The following is a 20,184-nucleotide window of genomic DNA, read 5'->3' as shown; positions in this document are numbered from 1 at the left end:
TCTTAAAACTATAAATACTGATTATATAAAAATGTGAGGAGTTAGAACAGACATTCAGGAGAGAGTGGTTAGGGTTTTACGCTCGTAATGTCCATATTTTTGAGCATAATAATCCAGAATTGCATCTATCTGTTGTTTAGCACCAGATGGGAGATTAAGGGGATAGTGAATTTGTAAATGATCCACCTGACTTTGAGCATAATCAAATTGTTGAGATTGTTGAGGAATTAAATCAGTTATTATCCCTTCAATTTGGCGTAAATGAGCCGCTAATTCTCGATAGATGGCTAAGGGTAAATTTGGATAAGTGATTTGTTCTACCTGTTGTTTCATGGTGTTAATGATTTGTTTTTAAGACCATTCTTTTAAGGTAATTGTTACATCTCCTTTTTGACGACCTCGAAGACCACTCTCAGATTTTTGTGAATTGTCATTAGAGCCGATTCGACCATCAAAGTCAGCCTGTATTCCAGGTTCAATGGTGTAACTAGTTGGTAATTCAACTCTCATACTGCTAATAATTTTTTTGGTTCCTTTCTCTGAAATTTGCAAAGTCAGAGTCGAAACTTGCAGAGTTTTATCTCCTGAATTACACATTGTTCCGTTAACGAGTGGATTAGCTGAATTTTCCTCTTTAATCTCGACTTGTTGCAAAACGAGGTTATTGACTGTGCCATAGCCACTTGCTTCTGGGGGAGTAATAGGAGGAGTCGGGGCTTCCACAGGTTCTTCTGCTGGTTCTCCCACAGCACGGGATACATCTAACCCATATTGCTCCAAGACAATATAAGGTTTGAGACTACTAGCATTAATCGATTTAACCCGTATTTGTCCATTGGAGAGGGCGGCTCCTTCTGTTACCTGACGGGCTACATTTTCATTGGGAGCTTTAACTATCGCCACTGGTGTTCCATTAAACTTAACAATACCTGATACAACTACCCCTCTGGCTTCATTGGGAATGGGTAAGCTCGGTGCTGGAACGGAAGACGCAGAGGAAGATTCGGCCAGACAGAGATTTTCCGCAGCCACCGCATTAGTTACCCCACCACGACTCCCACCACTACCAGTCGCGGCCACATTAGTCGCACCACCACGACTTGGCCCAGGCTTAGCACCAGGCTTAGTATTAGTCACACCGCTAGTCTCAGTTTGCGCTTTAACAACTGGTGCCAAGGGTAGAAAAGCAAAAGGGTTATTTTTATCTTGTGGTTTTTTGATTTCGTTGCGGCGGGTATTGGGATCAGTGGAGGGAATCAAGTTACTTGTAGGAGGTGCGGTCGGAGTAACAGCGATCTCATCGGTTTTTTCCGACTTTTTAGGGGTTTCACTCGGAGATTTAGCAACGGGAGGTTCTTCTGAGGGTTCCTCAGATTTTTGGAACAAGCCACATCCCCCTAATGTCAGAGCTAGATAGCTCATCAGTAGGACTAAGGATAATTTTTTCATGGTTAGTTTTTTCAAAAAAGAGTCTTCAGACTACTACTTTACAATATTAGCCTGATTTCTCTGGGGGGACTGGCCACAAAAAGGCGGAAAATTACTGATTTTCCTCATTATTTATCAGATCACCTTTAGGTAGGGGAGTTGTCAAGAGGTTTTCCCCATAAAGCTAAAGTCCCAATTTATCCATTAATTGAGAGATTTCAAAAGTATCCCCCATTAATTCCTGAATGCAGCTAACCTTAATTTTTTCTTGCAGTCGTACTTTCCCAAAGGTTTGATCGACTATTTCAACCGTTCCTAGGGTATCAAGATTGACGGAAAGAATGGGAACTTCTAAATCTTCGGCCCGACTGATAATTAAAGGTTGAGGGGCCATGTGTCCCGTGAGGATCAGACAACTTGTAGAGGTTTCTAGGGCGGCCAGTTGTAAATCTGTGCGATCACCTCCTGTGACAACTGCTTTGTTTTGTCCTTGACGGAAATATTCTAAGGCGGAATTAACATTCATCGCCCCAATGGTAAGACTTTCTACCATTAAATCTAGGCGATCGCTACGGCATAAAACCTGGGCGTTTAATTGGTGAGCGATTTCTCTGACGCTGACACTCCGCAGTAAACGACTCGATGGCAGCAACCCTAAAACGGCAATTCCCTGATGTTCTAGATAGGGTTTGACCAAAGTGCGAGTGGCTTCTAGGGCTTCATGGGGAATATCATTAATTAACACCCCAATTAGATGAGAGCCTAATTCTGCTTTAGCTTTTAAAATACTATCAACGACTAAGGGGGAATGATAGCGGGCAACTAATAAAATAGCCGCGTCTAGGGTTTGGGCCATATCCGCAAGAGATAGTCCAAATAAACTCCCTTCCCAGAGTGTCCCTGTGCCTTCTAAAATCACCACATCAACCGAAAGATCGGATAATTGTTGCTGTAATAATTGTCTATAATCCGTTGTATCTTCTCCCGTCAGGCGTTTTTCAACGGTCTTGTCTTCTAGGGAGATCAAAGGCGATCGCACTTGTTCCTCTGGTAAACCTAAAGCCTCAGAGATAAACTGTACATCGGCCTCGGTTTGACTATCCTTCAAGCAAGTACCGACGGGTTTACAATAAGCGAGGGATAGTCCCTTAGCTTGAAATTGATGGGCGAGTCCTAGAATGGTTCCTGATTTACCACTATAGGCTTCTATTGACCCGACTAATAAATATTTGGCTGACTGTGCCACCCTGTTACTCCTTATCGTTTAATGGGTCACGAGGCTGATTCTTCACAGTGTAGCAACTTGCGATAGAATCCTTGAGGAAAATCTACTGAGTTGGCTGCTTGAAAAGTTTTCAGGACATCAATCAGATAATCGATGAATTCTGCATTGAGAATGGTGATTTCATAGCTTAATTCTGCTTGTCCATCAAACTGCATTCGACAGCGGGTTAATTCAGAGGGTAGCTTAGAAACATACCAGGAGGCGACAAAAGGAATGCCTTGGCCTCCTTCAATGCGTCGTTGTCCTTCGAGATGACCTTGGGAGTACAAAGATATAGCATAGGGCAGAATTTTATGTTTATCTTTGTGATAGTAAGGTTGATAGATCATTACCTCAGCTTTGGCCGCAGGTGGGATTTGATCGATGGTAGTCATAACGGGTCTGAACCTTAAAAGGACGGGGTTTTAAACCCAATTCTCTGATAAACAATGCCGCCCCTGTTATCAGGTATTTCTTTTTGGTCGGACATTTTATAGGAGCGAGAATCACCAATTCTGCCTCTCTAGGCACACTTGGGTGCGTGGGCTTCACTGAGTTTAGCACAAATTTTCAATCATTGTCTGACTAATTTTAATCTTTTTGAGTTAATTAAATAATAAGCAGAAAAATTCCATAAACCTAAGCTTTCAAGAGTAGTTGCTGAACCAAAATCAAATTGATGACTAATAACTATTGCGCTATAGTTACAGTTTGCCTGAGAGTTGAAATCCATCAAGATTTTACTATTGCGCTATAGTTACAGTTTGTCTGAGAGTTGAAATCCATCAAGATTTTACTATTGCGCTTTAGTTACAGTTTGTCTGAGAGTTAAAATTCATCAAGATGTTGCTGTTGTTCCTATAATTAAGTTAAGAAAGTCCTAAAACCCAAGATTGTCTAACTAACTTCAATCCTTCTGAGTGAGTTAAATTAATAAGATGCTATTAAACTATAATCCTCGCCATTGTCTGCCTTCTGCTGAAGATTTACCCGACTCTGATGATACTCCTGTGGATAATCAACTACAACACTTAATTTCCGTACTTTTAGAAGCTACTCTCGCCTTAATTTGGTCCCAAAGACAAGATTGGTATTTTGGGGTTGATATGGGTATTTATTATGATCCCTACGAATCTGCTATTGTTCCTGATGGGTTTTTAAGTGTTGGTGTTCCCCGCATTATTGATGAAGATTTACGCTTATCTTATGTGTTATGGGAGGAACAAAAAGTCCCTATTTTAGCTTTAGAAGTGGTTTCTCAGAAAAGACGTAAAGAATATACAAAAAAGAAAGATTTTTATGCAGAAATGGGGATTTTATATTATGTAATTTATAACCCATTACGGAAGCGTAAACCTAGATTAGAAGTGTATCAATTAAACAAGGGCAATTATGAATTATTAGAAGGGGAAATAATTTGGTTATCAGAATTAAATTTAGGAATAGGTAAAGAAAAAGGCATTTATCAAGGCATTGAACGAGAATGGTTATATTGGTATGATCAAGATAGAAAACGCTATTTAACCCCAGAAGAAAGGGCTGTAAACGCACAACAAGAAGCTTTGAAAGCACAAGAAAGAACTAAAAAATTAGAAGAAAAACTGAGAAGTTTAGGGGTTGATCCTGATCAATTATAAAATTGAATTTATGAACAACAATCAAAATTGCCAGATTAACCCTTTAAGTGTAGCACCCATGATGGACTACACAGATCGTCATTTTCGCTATTTCATGCGTCAAATTACCCGTCATACCCTACTTTACACGGAAATGATTGTCACCGCAGCTATTAAACATGGCGATCGCCCGAAACTTCTGGACTTTTCCCCCGAAGAAAAACCCTTATCCTTGCAGTTAGGAGGAGATAACCCCCAAGACTTAGCAGAATGTGCCATAATTGCCGAAGATTGGGGCTATGATGAAGTAAATTTGAATGTAGGTTGTCCAAGCGATCGCGTGCAAAGTGGCAATTTTGGGGCTTGTTTAATGGCTAACCCTGAATTAGTGGCCCAAGCTGTTGAAAAAATGCAGCAAGGGGTTAATATTCCCGTTACAATTAAGCATAGAATTGGCATTGATGAGCAGGACAATTATGAAGATATGGCTCATTTTGTGCGGGTAGTTTCCAAAGTAGGATGTCAAAGGTTTACGGTACACGCAAGAAAAGCATGGTTAAAGGGTTTAAGTCCAAAAGAAAATCGTAATATTCCCCCTTTAAGATATGAGGATGTTTATCGTCTTAAAGAGGAGTTTCCTCAGCTTTTTATTGAGATTAATGGAGGTATTATTAATCTTAAACAAGTAAGAGATCATTTACAGTTTGTTGATGGGGTTATGATTGGTAGAGCAGCTTATGATAACCCTTATTTATTTGCTACAGTAGATCGAGATATTTATCAGCAAAATGTCATACCTCCGACTCGTCATGAGGTTATAGAAAGGATGTTTCCTTATATTGATTATTGGGTAAGTCGTGGCTTAAAACTTCATAGCATTAGTCGTCATTTATTAGCTATTTTTTCAGGTATTCCAGGGACAAAAGCTTGGAAACGTCATATTAGTGAAAATGCTTGTTTATCTAGTGCAGATGCTCAAGTGATTGCTGATGCTTTGACAAAAGTTTTTCGCTAAATTTATGTTACAAATAGCCTTAATTTTCTTGACAAAAATCACCTTTTTAATTATAGGAATCTCGAAGTTTATGACATAACCAATAAAATCGAAATGGTGATAACACTAATTGCTCTTTAAACAGGGTAGGAGATTCCCCTGAATATAAATCAATAATCTCACTGTAATCATTAATTATAAATCTATTACTTGCGATTTCCCCTAAGTTTAAATATTGATAACTAGCATCAAAATTACCAATAACGACTACATTATTATCCTGCAAAATATCAATCCTTAAGAAAGCCAATAAATTGTCATTACTAAGGTCAATTAAATCTCGATTATTAAAATCCCCAAAGGCAGAGATTTCTTTTCTAATTTTAATCATTCGTTGTAAAGCGGTAAAAATAGTATGCTGAATCGTGCCATTTTTGTGACGTAATTTTGCTTTTTGCCAGTCTATTTTTGGACGATGGGCCCATCTACTATCATTAGCTTTACTGAGATTTCCCATATAAGAATAATCGTTAAGGGTACCGATTTCATCACCATAGTAAATCAGTGGAATACCCCCAAAGGAAAAAATCATACTATGCAGTAATAAAATATGTTTAATCGTCAGATCTACTTTGCTTTGATTTCCTTCTTCTAAAGCACTTTCTAAACCAATTAAAGAGGTTAACGTCCCCGATATACGGGCATCATTATTTTTGGGATTTTGTCCAAATAACAAGCCCTTAGCCGCAGTATTTTCAAATTTTCCCGAAAAATAGTCCAGTAAAAATTGACGGTGAGATCTGGGTTCATAACCTGCCTGTATAATATCATCATCAGTAAAACCTAAGCCGATATCATCGTGACATCTAATATAATTTAACCAGGTTGCTCTTTCTAATTTATCGGGTAAATTTTTAACACCTTGTCTAACTAATTTGGCGTTTTTAGTCGCTACTGCATCCCATAATAAAGCCATAAAAGTAGCATTATAGGCAATTTCACATTCTTTAGCGTTGATGGCATCTTCCCCAAAATATTTGACTATTTCTAAGGGTGCAACAATAGCTTCAGCAATAAATAATGTACCGGGTGCAGTGACTTGACAACAATCTTTAAATAGTTGTAATAAGATATGGGCTTCATGTTCATTTTGACTACTACCGCCAATTTTTTTCCATAAAAAAGCAACAGCATCAAGGCGTAATATATCAATACCTTGATTGGCCCAAAATAATAGAATATCTAACATTTCAATAAAAACACTAGGATTTTGATAATTCAAATCCCATTGATAGTTATTAAATACTGTCATCACCCATTTAGCCATTTGTGTATCCCAAGTAAAGTTACCTGGTGCTGTTTGGGGGAATACTTCGGGGAGGGTTTGTTCAAACATATCGGGAATTTCCCGATTATTAAATATATAGTAATAATCTTGATATTTTTGATTGCCATAACGGGCTTTTTCGGCCCATTCATGTTCATTTGAGGTATGATTAACCACAATATCCAAAACCAATAAAATATCTCTTTTTTTCATCTCAGCAGCGATGGTTTGAATATCAGTTAAATCTCCAACTTTTTCATCAATTTTACGATAGTTACTCACCGCATAACCGCCATCACTCGCATTTTTTGGGCATTCTAAAATGGGCATAATATGAACTAAATTTACACCTAATTCCGAAAAATAGTCAATTTTTTTGGCTAAATCTGGTAAATTTTCGGCAAAACCATCCGCATATAAGGTCATTCCTACCCATTTTTGACTCAGAAACCAATTAAAATCTTTTTCCCTTGCTAAATCTATTTTTTTCAATTCTGGCGATCGCAAAATATATTGACGCGCCATAACTTCTACTAATTTTAATAATTGAGGTTTAAAATCGTAGCGTTTACCATAAAGTTGCTGAAAAAGAGAGAAAAGGCTATAAAAATTAGCTCCTAATCGAGTATAAAAATAACTAAGTTCTTTTTCTGTAATTTCTGGTTTAAGTTGATCTAAAATTTCATTGAGAATGGAATGGGACAATTGTTCGTACATAAGAATAATTAATAATTGTTAGGGAGTAGAGATTGTTATCAATGGATAATTGACAATTGACAATTGATAATTAATTAATTCGGTTTATGGTTAGACTTTGCTCACCAACAAACCTCTCCTTTCAAGGAGAAAAAAGCACTCATGTTCATTGCTTTCAATCCTCCTTATTTCGAGGAGAGGTCATTATCCATTATCCATTATCCATTATCCATTATCCATTATCCATTATCCATTGTTGAAATTTCCCATTGTTTCAGGAAACCTTGATAAAAAGAACGATCATCGGAAGTAGCCCCTTGTATCCCCACAATAGCACTGGCAAATTGTTGAGCGCGGGTTAAAGTGGTAGATACATCCCAATTTTTGAGAATACCTAGTAGTAAAACGCTACAAAAAGCATCCCCTGCACCAACCGTGTCTACTATTGTAGTGGTTTGGGATGGGGAAATGTGCTGATTTATGTTATCAGATGTAAATAAAGTTGCCCCTGCCTTGCCTTGAGTTAGGATGATCTGGTTAAGGGGAAAAACAGAGAATAAGTAGTTAATACGGTTATTAATATTGCTTTCGTGAGGGACAATTAAGGATAATTCTTCCTCGTTTAGTTTTAACCATGAAGTATTTTTTAAGAGAGATTCAATGGTGTTTAAATCCCAATAAGGTGATCTGAGGTTAACATCAAAAAAAATTGAGGGTGAAATTGATTTTTTGATTTGCTCAAGAGTGATGGCTGAATTAGTATTTCTTCTGGCTAATGTCCCATGATAAAGAATGCTATTTTGGGGTAAATCGGGAATATTTGAAAATTCAATAAAATCATAAGCACTACTTTCAACGATATCATAATGGGGTTCATTATCTATTAAGTTTACTGAAACAATTCCTGTAGAATTATGGGAATCAGTTTGTAAATAATCAAGATTCATTCCCCAATCTTTCATGGCTTTTTTAATGCTTTCCCCATAACTATCATTACCGACACGGGAAATAAATAAGGGTGATATGCCAAAGGCTTGTAAATGCCATGCTACGTTAAAAGGTGCGCCCCCTAAAACATTATTTCCGTCGGGGAAACAATCGAATAAAACTTCGCCAAAAATAATAATTGTTTGATTCATCATTCTTTTGTGATCTGGTTGATTATCTCTTGGTTTAAGGGAGCAAAATTCGGAAAATAATGGGCAATTCCTTCTAAAATTCCACTGCTATAATTGCCATTCATGGTTAAATATCCCCCTTGGGCAATATAGACTGAGTTGGTCAAATTTGTTTGAGCTATTTTTGATTTTACTTTGTCTTTGACTTCTCCGTGAGCATTGGCCACTAAGATAGATTTAATCGGACTAATTAATACATCTAAATCATTGCCACTATCTCCCGAAAAAACCGTATTTTCAAGAGTAAAGTTATGATGTTCCATAACATAGGCGATCGCCTGATATTTATTAGCACTTTGAGGCAAAATATCTAATAAACCGACATTTTTTTCCTCATCGATACTCCAAATCAAATTAGATCGTATTTGTTGATTTTCTAATCTTGACCTAATTTCAGAAATGAGCTTATCAATATCGGCAGTGAGAGCAACATAATAACTTAATTTATGTAAACTCTGCTTTTCTTTTTCCTGTAAATGACATTGTTTTAAGTCGGCAAAGATGGGGATTAAATCATCATAACTTTTGTCTTGCCAATCTCCAGATATTTTCTGATCCCAAGCTTCAATTCTTAACCATTGTTGATGACTAATCTGATAAATACTGGCACCTACATCAGCAATTACGAAATTAGGTAAGGGGAGTTGATAATCTATGATTGCTTGTTTAACTAATTTTTGATCCCTACCTGTAACATAGGCTAATGTCACTTTCTCATGGGATACTAATTGAGTAAAACAAGGTCTAGCATGGCTTGATTCAGGATGGTTTCCATTAGGAATTAGGGTTCGATCTAAATCCGTACAAATTAATAGTTGGTCAATCATAAATTACACCAAAATTATTTTCTAAAGTTAAGCATTTTCACACAAGGAAATAAAATCATAATGATTGATTCCGTCAATAATACCCGCAGCATATTGTTTTTCAGAGAAGAAAATCGGTTCAATATCTGCTAAGTCAGAAAGTTCTTCCTGATGACGATTAGCAACAACTACCGATAAAGTATTGCCGCGCATCATATCTTCATCACCCCCTGAACCTCCCACCGTTAAAATACGGGTTAAAGGTATATCCCATTGTTGAGCAAACCACCGTACAGCATAGCCTTTTGATGCTCTGATTGGGACAATATCTATGAATTGACCAAAGGAAAAGATCACGTTAACTGTTTGTTCATTTTGATGCAAGATACTCTTGATTCCTTCTAGTGTTGGCGCAAGGGCCGCATCATAGAAATAACTAATCTTATAACTGCTTTGTTGCTCTTTTGGTTGCAATGTTAATCCAGGTAATCCATTTAAAAGCTGTATAATCCTTTGTCGATTCCATAAGTGATTAATGTGAGTTGTCCAAGCATCATCTTTAGTCAGATCTGGATAATAATAAATTTCTGTACCCATACTGGTAATTAAAACATCAGGTTGCGGAATATTGTTTTGACGTAAGATTTTTAAGGCGGAGTCTAAACGTCTACCTGTGGCCAGACAAAAACTAATATTTTTCCGTTTTTCAGTTAAGAGCTTAACTAATTCTTGTAAGGATTCAGAATCACCGAGTAAGTTTTGCTCAATACTGGTTATAATTGCCCCGTTATGAAACATCATCGGCCTACGCTGTCCGACAAATCTTTGCAGGGGTTCTGTTTTATCAATTATTGGCTGTAGCATTTTTAAATAGGTTTCTACATGAGATTCCCATGTATAATATTGTTTAACTTTTTTGATGCCATTTTCCGCTAACCTCTGCCAATCTTCTTTATCTGTAAGGACTTTTAAGATTGTATCGGCAATGTTTTCTGGATCTAGGGGATCAATTAAATAACCATTTTGACAGTTTTTGATGATGTCAACTGGCCCACCGTCTTGAGTCGCCACAACAGGTAAACCACTAGCTGCCCCCTCAATTAAAGTTAAGCCAAAGGGTTCAGTTAATGCGGGGTTAACAAATACTCCCCCAGAAAGGGCTGCTAAACGATAAATAACCCCAATATCTTCCGATGATAATGTCTTAGGATAGGCTACTTTACCATATAAATCATAGCGATCAATTGTTAATAATAAGTCGGTAAATATATCTTGCAAACTGTCATCTAAGTCTTTAACATCATCTCTCATTCCTGCAAAGATCACCAGATTTGCTTTTTTTTGCAGTTCCTGGCACTGTCCAAAGGCTTCAATGAGTGCCTGTATATTTTTACGTTGATCTAAGCGAGAAACGGCTAAAACGATGGGTTTACGAGGCTCTTTTAAAAATCGGGCGATTGTTGTAAATACATCACTGTCCCATTCATTACCCTGTGGGGGATAAAATATTTCTAAATCAGTACCTGGCGGTATAACCCGCATTTGTTGCGGTTCATAATAATCATATTGGGCATACTGTTCATTAATTTCTTGATTCGTACTGGTGATCACTCTTTCTGCTGAACTTAGGGTTTCTTCTTCCCCATTGATACGGCGAGTCATGTTATATTGTTCTTCAATAACTTCTCTTTTAACACCACTTGCTAAGAGTCTTTTTCGCTTACTACGGCCTAAAGAATGTCCTGTATGTATTAATGGTATTTCTAATTGATGAGATAACCTTGCTCCCACATATCCCGCATCAGCATAATGGGTATGAATTACATCAGGCATTTTAGGTTGACTTTTGAGATAAGCGAGCGCATTATCAGCAAAATTATCTAAATAATCCCATAATTGTTCCTTGGGGATATATTCATCTACACCTGAAGAAATGCGAATAATATTGGCTTTTTCGTTGATCGGTTCAAGGGGTTGACTATAATCTTCACTCACTTGAGGATCAATTAACAGTTTTGTCATCAAATCAACTCGTTTAATCTCCTCATGTTTTGATAATACTTCGGCTAACTCTAATACATATTTAGTTTGTCCCCCTGTATCAGCATCTCTCCCTAATTCAAGATTGTTTCCTCTAATTAGACCATGAATGCTGATCAGCAATATGTATTTTTGATTAGGTTTCATCATTTTAGTGATATACGTTTTTTCATAATACAATATCTACTATATCATATACTGCCTCATTTTCTTGAAAATGCCAGATCCCTAATTTATTCATCTTAAGCAGGTTTTTTATGTGGACACAACTTCATGCTAGACTCCATCAAACCCTAAAAGACAGTGACTTATTGCCCAAAAAGAAGCATCTCTTAATTGCCGTATCGGGGGGACAAGATTCTCTTTGTTTACTTAAACTTTTAAATGATTTACAATCAAAATGGTCTTGGCAAATAGCCATTGCTCACTGCGATCACGGTTGGTCCTCTGATATTGGAATGGCTGATCATGTAGAAGAATTAGCAAAAAATTGGGGCGTTCCTTTTTATTTAAAAGTTGCCATAATGATGGAAGAAACGGAAGCAGCAGCAAGAGAATGGCGATATCAATCATTAATAGAAATTGCTCAAGAAAATGAGTTTACAGAAATTGTTACAGGTCATACTTTAAGCGATCGCGCTGAAACTTTACTCTATAATTTAATAAGAGGTTCGGGAACGACGGGACTTGGTGCCTTAACTTGGAAACGTCCTCTAACTTCTAATATTAATTTAGTTCGTCCTTTATTAAATGTTTCCCGCGCTGAAACTTTGGCATTTTGTCAACAGTTTAAAATTCCAATTTGGGAAGATGCTGTTAATGCTAATATTGACTATGCCCGTAACCGTATTCGTCAGCAATTATTGCCTTATCTAAAAAATTATTTTAACCCTAATATTGAAAGAAATTTATCCCAAACAGCCGAGATATTAAAAGCAGAATCTGATTATTTAGAAAGGGAAGCAAAGACAGTTTTAGATCGGGTAATTTCTCCTGATAAAACTCAATTAAATCGTCTAATTCTACGCACAATTCCCTTAGCTTTACAACGGCGAGTAATTCGTCAATTTTTGCAACAAATTAGCAGCAGAAAACCCGATTTTGAACAAATAGAAGCTATGGTTAATTTAATTGATGCACCTAGGCGATCGCGGACTTCTTCTCTACCTGGTAATATCATCGCTGAAGTTCAAGAAGAATGGATTATTATTAGACAATTATAGAATTATATAATTAATTTTTTGTAGAGGCAATTCATGAATTGCCTCTACTTCCTAAAATACTCAGATCTTTCACCTGAACCAAAAATCCGATTTTTTGCCTAAATTTCAACGAAATAATTAGGGTTTAACTGCTTGAAAATCGGATTTTTTTAGCTTTTTGGTGTTGCTTCAAGCTCTGAGAAATACTTCAATTTTTGTTGATTTCTTGTTGAGAACAAACCTTTTCGGTAATCAATTTACCTGCTAATTGATGTCCTAATTTGTTCCAATGTCCGCTACCCATAACCGTATTATCAAAACCATGTAAAAATTGTTTATTTTTGTCAGCATAATCTTGCAATAAAGGAGCTAATGTTAACACATTAAATTGTTCTTTTTCTCCTAACTTAGCAATGCGTTGATCAGGATAAAATTCATTCTTAATCTGTGCTTGATTAAAATATTTTTCTCGTAAAGATGGATCAGGATAAACTTGAGCAGGGTTACTTAATGTTACCACTAAAAAATCAGAATTAAGGGCTTTTGTTTCATCTCTAATTAAGGTAATTAGTTCCTCTGTAATGTCCCAAGCATCTTGCCAATTTTTGTCAGAGTTAAGATAAAGTTCAGGAGTAAAATCAAGATAGTTCACAATATACTTATTCTCAATTTTTCCCTCATTTCCTAACATAGTACGCTGATTTTTCATGGCAACTCTTGCTTCATTAATCACCTGAAGAATACGAGAATTATTAACGATAGAAAAAATCAATCGTCTCGGCCAACTATTACGCCATTGATAGGTTTCTGTTTCCTTAAAAGATGTATCAAGAACATATTTTCCGTCTTTTTTAATTAAAAATGGACTAAAGCGATCCGGTGGACTTAAAACTTTTGAATTATTAATAATATCATTACCCGTAAACACAGCTAAAATTACTAAATCAGGGGAATATTTAACCACATTATTTTTGAGTGTCATTAATTCTTGTGCTGTTCCATAATCACCCACTCCAAAATTAATAACCTCAATTTTTTCTCCCTTAAATGCTTGACATTGAGGCAATTTATTTTCAATAAATGACCAAAAAGTATCCTCAGCATTAACTTGAATTGCTTCCGCAAAAGAATCTCCTAAAACAGCAATTCTAAAAGTATTTTGTGGTTTTTCTAAAGTATAATCTTTGTCTCTTAATCCCTGTTTACTAACAGAAACCCATCCTTTCCCTTCATGAGTCCACCATCCTGATATTCCTGGAATTAAAGCATGACCTCGATTTGCATCCGCTTGATAAAAACTTGGATAAGAAATACCGACAATTCTTAACCCAATTTCCCCAATTCCCAAAGCAAAAATAATCCCACCTAATCCAACAAGTAAATTAATTCCAATTTGTTTAAGTTGCGGCATAAAGATTGTCTATATTTTTATTATAAATCTATACTAAGTCGCTATATATTACTTATTGACCGAGTTAATGAACAGGATGTTCCAAAGTAAATAGTTCTTTGAAAAAATGTATAGTAAAGCTTTAAGGGTTTCCTGAGACAACAAATCGAGCTACAGCCACTAAAAATCCCCCAATTACTGTTACCAAAATACCGATTAGTGTCCAAATTTGTGCCTTGGTTGAACCCTTTAATTCTTTAATATCTTCTTTAAATCCTTTAACTTCAACCTCAAGGGTTTTTATTTCTCCTTTTAAGGATTCAATGTCGGTTTTAGTCTCGGTTCTAAATTTATTAACATCTTTTTGAAGTTCATCAAACCTATCATCAATCTTTTCTAACTTACCGTTAATCTGTTTTAAAATTTCTTCTAACGAGTAAGTGATTGTTATGGGGGTTTGACTCATGATTTAAACTCCTATTAAGAGTGAATTTTAACGTTAATCTTCCTCTGCCCCCTCTGCCCCCTCTGCCCCCTCTGCCCCCTCTGCCCCCTCTGCCCCCTCTGCCCCCTCTGCCTCCTCTGCCTCCTCTGCCTCCTCTGCCCCCTCTGCCTCCTCTGCCCCCTCTGCTGATTAATGCGGACGGAGAGACTCGAACTCTCACGCCAAAGACACTAGAACCTAAATCTAGCGCGTCTACCAATTCCGCCACGTCCGCTTATGTCCAGTTTATAATCATAGCACAAGTTAATTGATTTGGGCAAGATTTTTGAAGCTAACGGGAAAACCAATAAATCTGGTTCTTCAGGACATATTATGCGAAACCATTAGTTATCAAAGAGAGGGAGGGCGTATGCCATAGGCCCCTACGTCCCAATTTGTCCACTTGTAGGGGCGCAATGCTTGCGCCCTCTAGCTTACCAAAGTTTATTATTTTAAACAGCAAATTCTCGCTGGAAAAAAGAAAAAGAAGTCTCATAATTCTGAGAATTTTCAAGATTTGAGGTAGCTAAAGCGGATTTTTCGGCCTTGGTTTCTAAATAAGTTGTGATTCCATTGGTTTGACCAAAATTCGTGTTCTGTAAATTAGCTTTTTCTAAGATTGCGCCCGTTAAATCTGTCCCTTCTAAATCCGCATCAGCTAAATTTGCGCCTAATAGGTTGGCATTCCGTAAATTAGCATAACGTAACCGGGCCCCTTGAAGATTGGCCCCTTTTAAATTTGCTGCTTCTAAATTACTATATCCTATTCGCGCTTCACTCAAATTTACCCATTCTAAATCAGCATGACTTAAATCTACATCTTTGAGAAAACTACGACTTAAATTAGCTCCAAAAAAGGAAACTTCTTGTAAATTAGCCCCACTTAAACGAGCTTCTTTCAGATTAGCCCAAGTAAAATTAACCCCTCTTAAATTGGCTTCTCGGAGGTTAATGCGTTCGAGATTTGCTCCACAACAATTAGCATAGGATAAATCAGCAGAGCGGAGATTAGTATGGGATAAATTAGCCCCACTCATTTTGGCCCTTACTAAAGATGATTTAACCATAAATGCCCCACTCAAATTGGCTTTAGTGAGATCGGTTTCAATCAGTTGTGCTTGACTCATTTTGGCATAAGTTAAATCAGCCCAGTTTAAACTAGCATGGCTTAAATTCGATTTAGTTAAAAACCCGCGACTTAGATTAATTCCCATCAAGTTTGCTGCGGTTAAATCTACGGAGATCAGCATTACTCTTGACAAATCGACTCCTCTGAGATCAATTTGAGGGAAGTCTCGAATGCCTTGTTCGTAGAGTCTAAGTAGTTGGCTAGTATTCATCTTAGGGTTAGATACTCCCAAAAATAGTGGCTGAACTAATCGCGGCAAACCAGATTATATTTAAGCCAATCTAGACAAAATTATGTCCAGGTGTTAGGGCTGAAGACCTACCGCTAAAGGTTGCTTGAGATAAGCAAAATCTTTTGATTATTATCATATTACCCACAAGCGAATAATTATGATACCATTCACAGACTTTTGTTAAAAAACTTATTTGTTCTTTAACTTCATTCAGATTATTCCATGAAAAATTTTATCCGATCTTGAGGATCGGAGTCTGATTCTTAAAAAATCTCTATTTTATTTCCTAGAAATTACGCAAGTCTCATTTTTTTAGAGTTAAAAAATATCATCATTAAATCCTGACAGTTAATTTTCTGAGTGGTTAGCTAGGGAGTAAATCTGACCATCCATCAGAAGACGGGTAATTCCTTTAGCTTGCAGATAAGAACAAGTTTTATACAATAGACTGCCATCAGGCACCTTAATCACGCGCTGAGAACGGTTAGAAAACCGACGAGCAACCCGATGATTATCAAACACGGGTAAGGTTTTTTGTTGCAGTTCATCAGCAGGAATTTGGCCTAAATGAGCAAATTCTTTCAACGGCCGCACAATTAATTCCGCCATGCGATCGATCACTAAATAGCAAGTTCTCGGAAAAGTGGCTTCTGATAAGGGTAAGACTTGAACATCTCCATCTGCAGAGAAAGATTGATTATAGTCAGACTCATCATCATCGTCATCGTCATCTTCCTCATCCCAGTCGTCATCTTCATCCTCAATGTCTTCCCCTAACATTTCTCCGAGGGCGATAACATCCACGTTTTCTAAGTCATCCTCATCCTCATCCTCATCTTCTTCGACTGAAAACTTCATAGAAGGTTTCTCGATAGTAAAGGAGGCTTTCTGGGAGGTAATGGGAGGGGTTTCTGCTACAGCTACCGGAGACTCTTTTTTAATGAGAATTGGGGACTTTTTAGCCTCTTTGACTTCTATTACTTTTTCTTTTGGTTGAGGGATGTCTTCTGTTACTGTTACTGTTACTTTTACTGGTTCTGGTTCTGGTTCTGGTTCTGGTTCTGGTTCTGGTTTTAGGTCTAGTTCTAATACTGGTACTGGTTTTAGGTCTAGTTCTAATACTAATTCTGCTACCGATACTGATTTATGGGTACGGGCCAAACGTTTTTTCTGAATTAATTCCTCATACTCCATATCCGAGAGAGTATTTTTGAGAAAGCGGCTAATAGTAGAACTACTGACCCCATAACGGTCAGCTAAGGTAGAGGTAGTTTCTGGCGTTTGACGATAAAGCTTAAGAATTTCTTGCTTGTCGTCGTCGGTTAATTTCTTGGGACTCATAGTTATACCTACCTTTTTGGCAGTTCGACTCTACCTTAACACCCCTAGAAGCATCTGATAAGATAATCCCCAGTAACCTAGGGGTAGATCTGTCTCAACAGATGGCTAGAGCATCAGGATTAATTAGTTGCCTGATCTAGTCTATCGCTCCCCGTGAGGTTTTATCTCTTTTCAGTATCAAAAACTTAACGATTATGGTAATGGCAAAGGCAACACCCGCTTTATTAGTGTTAGCTGACGGGACATCTTTTGAGGGTTTATCTTTTGGCGCAAAAGGAACGACCGTAGGAGAAGTAGTATTTAATACGGGAATGACGGGATATCAGGAAGTTTTAACTGATCCCAGTTATTGTGGTCAAATGGTGACATTTACCTATCCTGAATTGGGTAATACGGGAGTCAACCCCGAAGATGAGGAGTCAGCAGGGCCCCAGGTGAAAGGGGTAATTGCTCGCAATATTACTTATCGTCCCAGTAATTGGCGGTCTACGGAATCTCTCCCTGATTATTTAGTGCGTCATAATATTGTGGGAATTTATGGCTTAGATACGAGGGCCTTAACCCGCAAAATTCGCTCATCTGGGGCAATGAATGGCATGATTTCTACAGAGATCTTAGATCCAGGTGAATTGTTGCGTCAAGTTCAATTAGCCCCTTCTATGGCTGGATTAAATTTGGTTAAAGAAGTTACCACCAAAGAGATTTATGAGTGGTCAACTCCCACAGATTCTCATTGGGAATTTAACTCGAAAAATCTTGATTCGACAGAAGTTCCTTTAACCGTTGTTGCCGTTGATTTTGGCATTAAACGCAATATTTTACGACGGTTAACGAGTTATGGTTGTCGGGTAATTGTGGTACCTGCTAATACACCGCCTGAAGATATTTTAAAGTATAATCCTGATGGGATTTTCTTATCAAATGGCCCTGGTGATCCGGCGGCAGTTACGGAAGGAATTAGCACGGCTAAAGCCTTAATTAAAGAGGGCAAACCAACTTTTGGAATCTGTATGGGACACCAAATTTTAGGGCTATCTTTAGGGGCTGAAACCTTTAAGTTAAAGTTTGGTCATCGGGGCTTAAATCAACCTTGTGGGTTACGTCAACAGGTAGAAATTACCAGTCAAAATCACGGTTTTGCTGTCACAGAAAAGTCTTTAGAGGCTGATGTAGAAATTACTCATCTCAATTTGAATGACGGAACTGTGGCTGGTTTATCCCATAAAACTCTACCTTTCTTCTCAGTTCAATATCATCCTGAAGCAAGTCCTGGCCCTCATGATGCTGATTATTTATTTGAGAAGTTTGTTAAGTTAATGCGAGAAAGTAAAGCGTAATTCTGAGAAGAAATACTGCTAGGTGAAAGATAAAAGTAGGGGTCAACGGCCGTTGACCCCTACAACTTTAATTATTCCCCTAAACTATAGAGAGATGAGCATCCAATTAATTAGTTCAGAGCTTGCTTTATTTGTCAGAGTTGGCAATGAAATTTTAACCAGTTTTTGTCAATTATTGGCAATATTTGTCATTTTTTCTGGTGTAATGAGGGCATTAATTATTGTCCTCAAAGATTTTCTATTTAAACCCCAAACAACGGAAGGGTTTCAACGTGGCCGTTTAGCAATGGGTTATTCTTTTTCTTTGGGGTTAAGTTTTTTAGTCGGGGCCAGTATTTTAAAAACAATGATCTCTAGTCGTTGGGATGATATTGCCCGACTTATTGTTATTATTGCTGTACGAACTATTCTCAATTATCTGCTGACTCAAGCAATTTCGACATCCAATTTACAAAAAGAGCCTGATTTGCAGCATAATTCCCAAACCACTAACAATCAAGGCTTAAGTCAATAGGGTTTTATGGCCGTTGACCCCTAGGCAAATTTTTGTTAAATTATTCCCAATTATTTTCAGTCCAAACAGGATGAGCAAATAAGGCCGCTGCGACTCTAACGCCTCGCAGTTGATTTAAGAGAGGCAAATGGCCCACAGGCGCACTTAAATCCCAGGTAAACTGATTTGGGAATTGAGTCCAGTTATTATCTTTTTTCCAGCCAATTTTTGGCCACAATTTATTAAAATCTTTCCCCACAGATAACCATAATTTTCGTTGTACAGAAAAGCCAAATTTGCCTTCTGAATAAACCCACCATAAAGAATTGATGGTATATAAGTCCGTGACGGGAAACTGTTCAACTTCCGTAAAATAAACCCATTTACGTTGGACGGCCCCTTCTCCCCCTAACTCACAAAGGAGATATCTGGTCAAAGTATCTGCTTCTTGAAAATTTTGTTCTATTAATAACTGATTGAGGGGTCTATAATCAACATTTCGTTCAGATTTTAGAGGTATAATGCCTTCGGAACCATAGGTTTGAATAAATTCTTGCGTTTTAGGGGATTTAACTTCATAAAGGCCTTGATAAATCTTCCCGCGAACCACATTGAGTCTGTTTAACTCGGAAGATTGCAAAAAGGTGATTAAAAAATCTAAACCTGGTTCACCCAGAGCAATTAATTGGGGAATTAGCGGAAGTTGGTCTTTTACTGACCCATTAACCCATTGATTCGTCAATGACGAAAGCTGATCGTTTGTATTATTGAGTATAGCGGATTGCTGGTCAGTCATAAAACCATCCGTTGACGCTTAAGGGGAATGATGCCCCACTCTCCGTTATTTATATTATCCCAAAAAGCGGCATGATCAGGAGTGAAAACCTTGATTAATTAAGCTCACCCCCTAAAATTTCGGGTTCTGTAAATTCGTCAGACATCTCTAAAATAGCACGGAGAACGGGTTTCATCATAGGAGTATCCATCATATCTCTGTCTTCATAACGACAGCGTTTAGCTCTTTTCGAGACTTGTACCACAATTCGGTAGCGATTTGAGGCAGCACTCATCAATTTATCAGCCCGATATACGATATCGGTGCTATTGATAGAAAAATGTCGGGCCATGGATTTTTTGCTCCCTAAGCGATCGCACTTGCCCCTTCACTATACCAGGGCTGTGTAAAGAAAGCCTAAAGAGCAGGATAGGATCACATTAAGTGGCGAA

At 37.5% G+C, this 20,184-nt stretch carries 20 protein-coding genes and 1 tRNA gene; 5 read left to right on the top strand and 16 right to left on the bottom strand.

What is annotated here, in order from left to right:
• Positions 1-54 precede the first annotated feature (54 nt).
• The 5 genes from VB691_RS06200 to VB691_RS06180 form a co-directional block, all read right to left on the bottom strand.
• A complete protein-coding gene (locus VB691_RS06200; protein WP_323290601.1) occupies positions 55-333 on the bottom strand; it encodes a hypothetical protein in 279 nt (92 codons plus the stop codon).
• A gap of 18 nt (positions 334-351) precedes the next feature.
• Positions 352-1,449 (bottom strand): hypothetical protein, encoded by a 1,098-nt coding sequence (locus tag VB691_RS06195; protein WP_323290600.1) that lies wholly within the window; start codon positions 1,447-1,449, stop codon positions 352-354.
• 163 nt (positions 1,450-1,612) lie between these two features.
• The gene (locus VB691_RS06190; RefSeq protein ID WP_323290599.1) at positions 1,613-2,674 is read right to left on the bottom strand and encodes a phosphotransacetylase family protein; all 1,062 of its coding nucleotides are present in this window, start codon (positions 2,672-2,674) and stop codon (positions 1,613-1,615) included.
• Between the two features lie 26 nt (positions 2,675-2,700).
• Positions 2,701-3,087 (bottom strand): type IV pilus biogenesis protein EbsA, encoded by a 387-nt coding sequence (ebsA, locus tag VB691_RS06185; protein ID WP_323290598.1) that lies wholly within the window; start codon positions 3,085-3,087, stop codon positions 2,701-2,703.
• Between the two features lie 179 nt (positions 3,088-3,266).
• Entirely contained in the window at positions 3,267-3,425 is a 159-nt protein-coding gene (locus tag VB691_RS06180; protein ID WP_323290597.1) for a hypothetical protein, read from the bottom strand.
• Positions 3,426-3,630: 205 nt separating this feature from the next.
• On the opposite strand from VB691_RS06180, the gene VB691_RS06175 reads away from it, so the two are divergent.
• Entirely contained in the window at positions 3,631-4,329 is a 699-nt protein-coding gene (locus tag VB691_RS06175; RefSeq protein ID WP_323290596.1) for a Uma2 family endonuclease, read from the top strand.
• 10 nt (positions 4,330-4,339) lie between these two features.
• A complete protein-coding gene (gene dusA / locus VB691_RS06170; RefSeq protein ID WP_323290595.1) occupies positions 4,340-5,323 on the top strand; it encodes a tRNA dihydrouridine(20/20a) synthase DusA in 984 nt (327 codons plus the stop codon).
• 46 nt (positions 5,324-5,369) lie between these two features.
• On the opposite strand, the gene VB691_RS06165 is transcribed toward dusA, so the two are convergent.
• From VB691_RS06165 to VB691_RS06150, 4 genes are all read right to left on the bottom strand, one after another.
• Positions 5,370-7,346 (bottom strand): alpha-amylase family protein, encoded by a 1,977-nt coding sequence (locus tag VB691_RS06165; RefSeq protein WP_323290594.1) that lies wholly within the window; start codon positions 7,344-7,346, stop codon positions 5,370-5,372.
• Positions 7,347-7,564: 218 nt separating this feature from the next.
• Positions 7,565-8,467 carry a carbohydrate kinase gene (locus tag VB691_RS06160; RefSeq protein ID WP_323290593.1) on the bottom strand — a complete coding sequence of 301 codons (903 nt, stop codon included), beginning with the start codon at positions 8,465-8,467 and terminating at the stop codon, positions 7,565-7,567.
• Positions 8,464-9,330: an HAD-IIB family hydrolase gene (locus VB691_RS06155; RefSeq protein ID WP_323290592.1), complete on the bottom strand. Its 867-nt coding sequence runs from the start codon at positions 9,328-9,330 to the stop codon at positions 8,464-8,466. Before VB691_RS06155 ends, VB691_RS06160 begins: the two co-directional genes overlap by 4 nt.
• A gap of 27 nt (positions 9,331-9,357) precedes the next feature.
• A complete protein-coding gene (locus VB691_RS06150) occupies positions 9,358-11,499 on the bottom strand; it encodes an HAD family hydrolase (protein ID WP_323290591.1) in 2,142 nt (713 codons plus the stop codon).
• A 107-nt stretch (positions 11,500-11,606) separates the two neighbouring features.
• On the opposite strand from VB691_RS06150, the gene tilS reads away from it, so the two are divergent.
• On the top strand, positions 11,607-12,572 hold the full coding sequence (gene tilS, locus VB691_RS06145; RefSeq protein WP_323290590.1) for a tRNA lysidine(34) synthetase TilS: 966 nt from the start codon (positions 11,607-11,609) through the stop codon (positions 12,570-12,572).
• A gap of 187 nt (positions 12,573-12,759) precedes the next feature.
• Here tilS and VB691_RS06140 read toward each other — a convergent pair whose 3' ends face one another.
• The 5 genes from VB691_RS06140 to VB691_RS06120 form a co-directional block, all read right to left on the bottom strand.
• The gene (locus tag VB691_RS06140) at positions 12,760-13,962 is read right to left on the bottom strand and encodes an SGNH/GDSL hydrolase family protein (protein WP_323290589.1); all 1,203 of its coding nucleotides are present in this window, start codon (positions 13,960-13,962) and stop codon (positions 12,760-12,762) included.
• A 121-nt stretch (positions 13,963-14,083) separates the two neighbouring features.
• A complete protein-coding gene (locus VB691_RS06135) occupies positions 14,084-14,407 on the bottom strand; it encodes a hypothetical protein (RefSeq protein ID WP_323290588.1) in 324 nt (107 codons plus the stop codon).
• A 172-nt stretch (positions 14,408-14,579) separates the two neighbouring features.
• Positions 14,580-14,660, bottom strand: a tRNA-Leu gene (locus VB691_RS06130).
• 217 nt (positions 14,661-14,877) lie between these two features.
• Complete coding sequence (locus tag VB691_RS06125) at positions 14,878-15,765, bottom strand: pentapeptide repeat-containing protein (RefSeq protein ID WP_323290587.1); 888 nt, start codon at positions 15,763-15,765, stop codon at positions 14,878-14,880.
• A gap of 369 nt (positions 15,766-16,134) precedes the next feature.
• Positions 16,135-17,127, bottom strand: a complete 993-nt coding sequence (locus VB691_RS06120) for a transposase (RefSeq protein WP_323290586.1) — start codon at positions 17,125-17,127, stop codon at positions 16,135-16,137.
• A 194-nt stretch (positions 17,128-17,321) separates the two neighbouring features.
• Between VB691_RS06120 and carA the strand changes: the two genes are divergently transcribed.
• Complete coding sequence (gene carA, locus VB691_RS06115; RefSeq protein WP_323290585.1) at positions 17,322-18,464, top strand: glutamine-hydrolyzing carbamoyl-phosphate synthase small subunit; 1,143 nt, start codon at positions 17,322-17,324, stop codon at positions 18,462-18,464.
• Between the two features lie 22 nt (positions 18,465-18,486).
• The gene (locus VB691_RS06110) at positions 18,487-18,978 is read left to right on the top strand and encodes a DUF1622 domain-containing protein (RefSeq protein ID WP_323290584.1); all 492 of its coding nucleotides are present in this window, start codon (positions 18,487-18,489) and stop codon (positions 18,976-18,978) included.
• Positions 18,979-19,018: 40 nt separating this feature from the next.
• Here the strand turns inward: VB691_RS06110 and VB691_RS06105 are convergent, their stop codons facing one another.
• Both VB691_RS06105 and VB691_RS06100 read right to left on the bottom strand, forming a co-directional pair.
• Positions 19,019-19,753: a GUN4 N-terminal ARM-like repeat domain-containing protein gene (locus tag VB691_RS06105; RefSeq protein ID WP_323290583.1), complete on the bottom strand. Its 735-nt coding sequence runs from the start codon at positions 19,751-19,753 to the stop codon at positions 19,019-19,021.
• Between the two features lie 94 nt (positions 19,754-19,847).
• Positions 19,848-20,084, bottom strand: coding sequence for a DNA-directed RNA polymerase subunit omega (locus VB691_RS06100; protein ID WP_323290582.1), 237 nt, complete (start codon positions 20,082-20,084; stop codon positions 19,848-19,850).
• Positions 20,085-20,184 lie beyond the last annotated feature (100 nt).

The sequence above is a fragment of the Crocosphaera sp. XPORK-15E genome (assembly GCF_034931425.1).
Taxonomy (GTDB): Bacteria; Cyanobacteriota; Cyanobacteriia; order Cyanobacteriales; family Microcystaceae; genus UHCC-0190.
This window is presented reverse-complemented; position numbering and strand designations above follow the sequence as displayed.

Bases quoted from the DNA above. Each gene is read 5' to 3' on its own strand.
- VB691_RS06125 (WP_323290587.1), bottom strand. From the start codon at position 15,765: ATGAATACTAGCCAACTACTTAGACTCTACGAACAAGGCATTCGAGAC.
- VB691_RS06120 (WP_323290586.1), bottom strand. From the start codon at position 17,127: ATGAGTCCCAAGAAATTAACCGACGACGACAAGCAAGAAATTCTTAAG.
- carA (WP_323290585.1), top strand. From the start codon at position 17,322: ATGGTAATGGCAAAGGCAACACCCGCTTTATTAGTGTTAGCTGACGGG.
- VB691_RS06105 (WP_323290583.1), bottom strand. From the start codon at position 19,753: ATGACTGACCAGCAATCCGCTATACTCAATAATACAAACGATCAGCTT.
- ebsA (WP_323290598.1), bottom strand. From the start codon at position 3,087: ATGACTACCATCGATCAAATCCCACCTGCGGCCAAAGCTGAGGTAATG.
- VB691_RS06160 (WP_323290593.1), bottom strand. From the start codon at position 8,467: ATGATGAATCAAACAATTATTATTTTTGGCGAAGTTTTATTCGATTGT.
- tilS (WP_323290590.1), top strand. From the start codon at position 11,607: ATGTGGACACAACTTCATGCTAGACTCCATCAAACCCTAAAAGACAGT.
- VB691_RS06100 (WP_323290582.1), bottom strand. From the start codon at position 20,084: ATGGCCCGACATTTTTCTATCAATAGCACCGATATCGTATATCGGGCT.
- VB691_RS06150 (WP_323290591.1), bottom strand. From the start codon at position 11,499: ATGATGAAACCTAATCAAAAATACATATTGCTGATCAGCATTCATGGT.
- dusA (WP_323290595.1), top strand. From the start codon at position 4,340: ATGAACAACAATCAAAATTGCCAGATTAACCCTTTAAGTGTAGCACCC.
- VB691_RS06165 (WP_323290594.1), bottom strand. From the start codon at position 7,346: ATGTACGAACAATTGTCCCATTCCATTCTCAATGAAATTTTAGATCAA.
- VB691_RS06200 (WP_323290601.1), bottom strand. From the start codon at position 333: ATGAAACAACAGGTAGAACAAATCACTTATCCAAATTTACCCTTAGCC.
- VB691_RS06140 (WP_323290589.1), bottom strand. From the start codon at position 13,962: ATGCCGCAACTTAAACAAATTGGAATTAATTTACTTGTTGGATTAGGT.
- VB691_RS06155 (WP_323290592.1), bottom strand. From the start codon at position 9,330: ATGATTGACCAACTATTAATTTGTACGGATTTAGATCGAACCCTAATT.
- VB691_RS06135 (WP_323290588.1), bottom strand. From the start codon at position 14,407: ATGAGTCAAACCCCCATAACAATCACTTACTCGTTAGAAGAAATTTTA.
- VB691_RS06175 (WP_323290596.1), top strand. From the start codon at position 3,631: ATGCTATTAAACTATAATCCTCGCCATTGTCTGCCTTCTGCTGAAGAT.
- VB691_RS06180 (WP_323290597.1), bottom strand. From the start codon at position 3,425: ATGGATTTCAACTCTCAGGCAAACTGTAACTATAGCGCAATAGTTATT.
- VB691_RS06195 (WP_323290600.1), bottom strand. From the start codon at position 1,449: ATGAAAAAATTATCCTTAGTCCTACTGATGAGCTATCTAGCTCTGACA.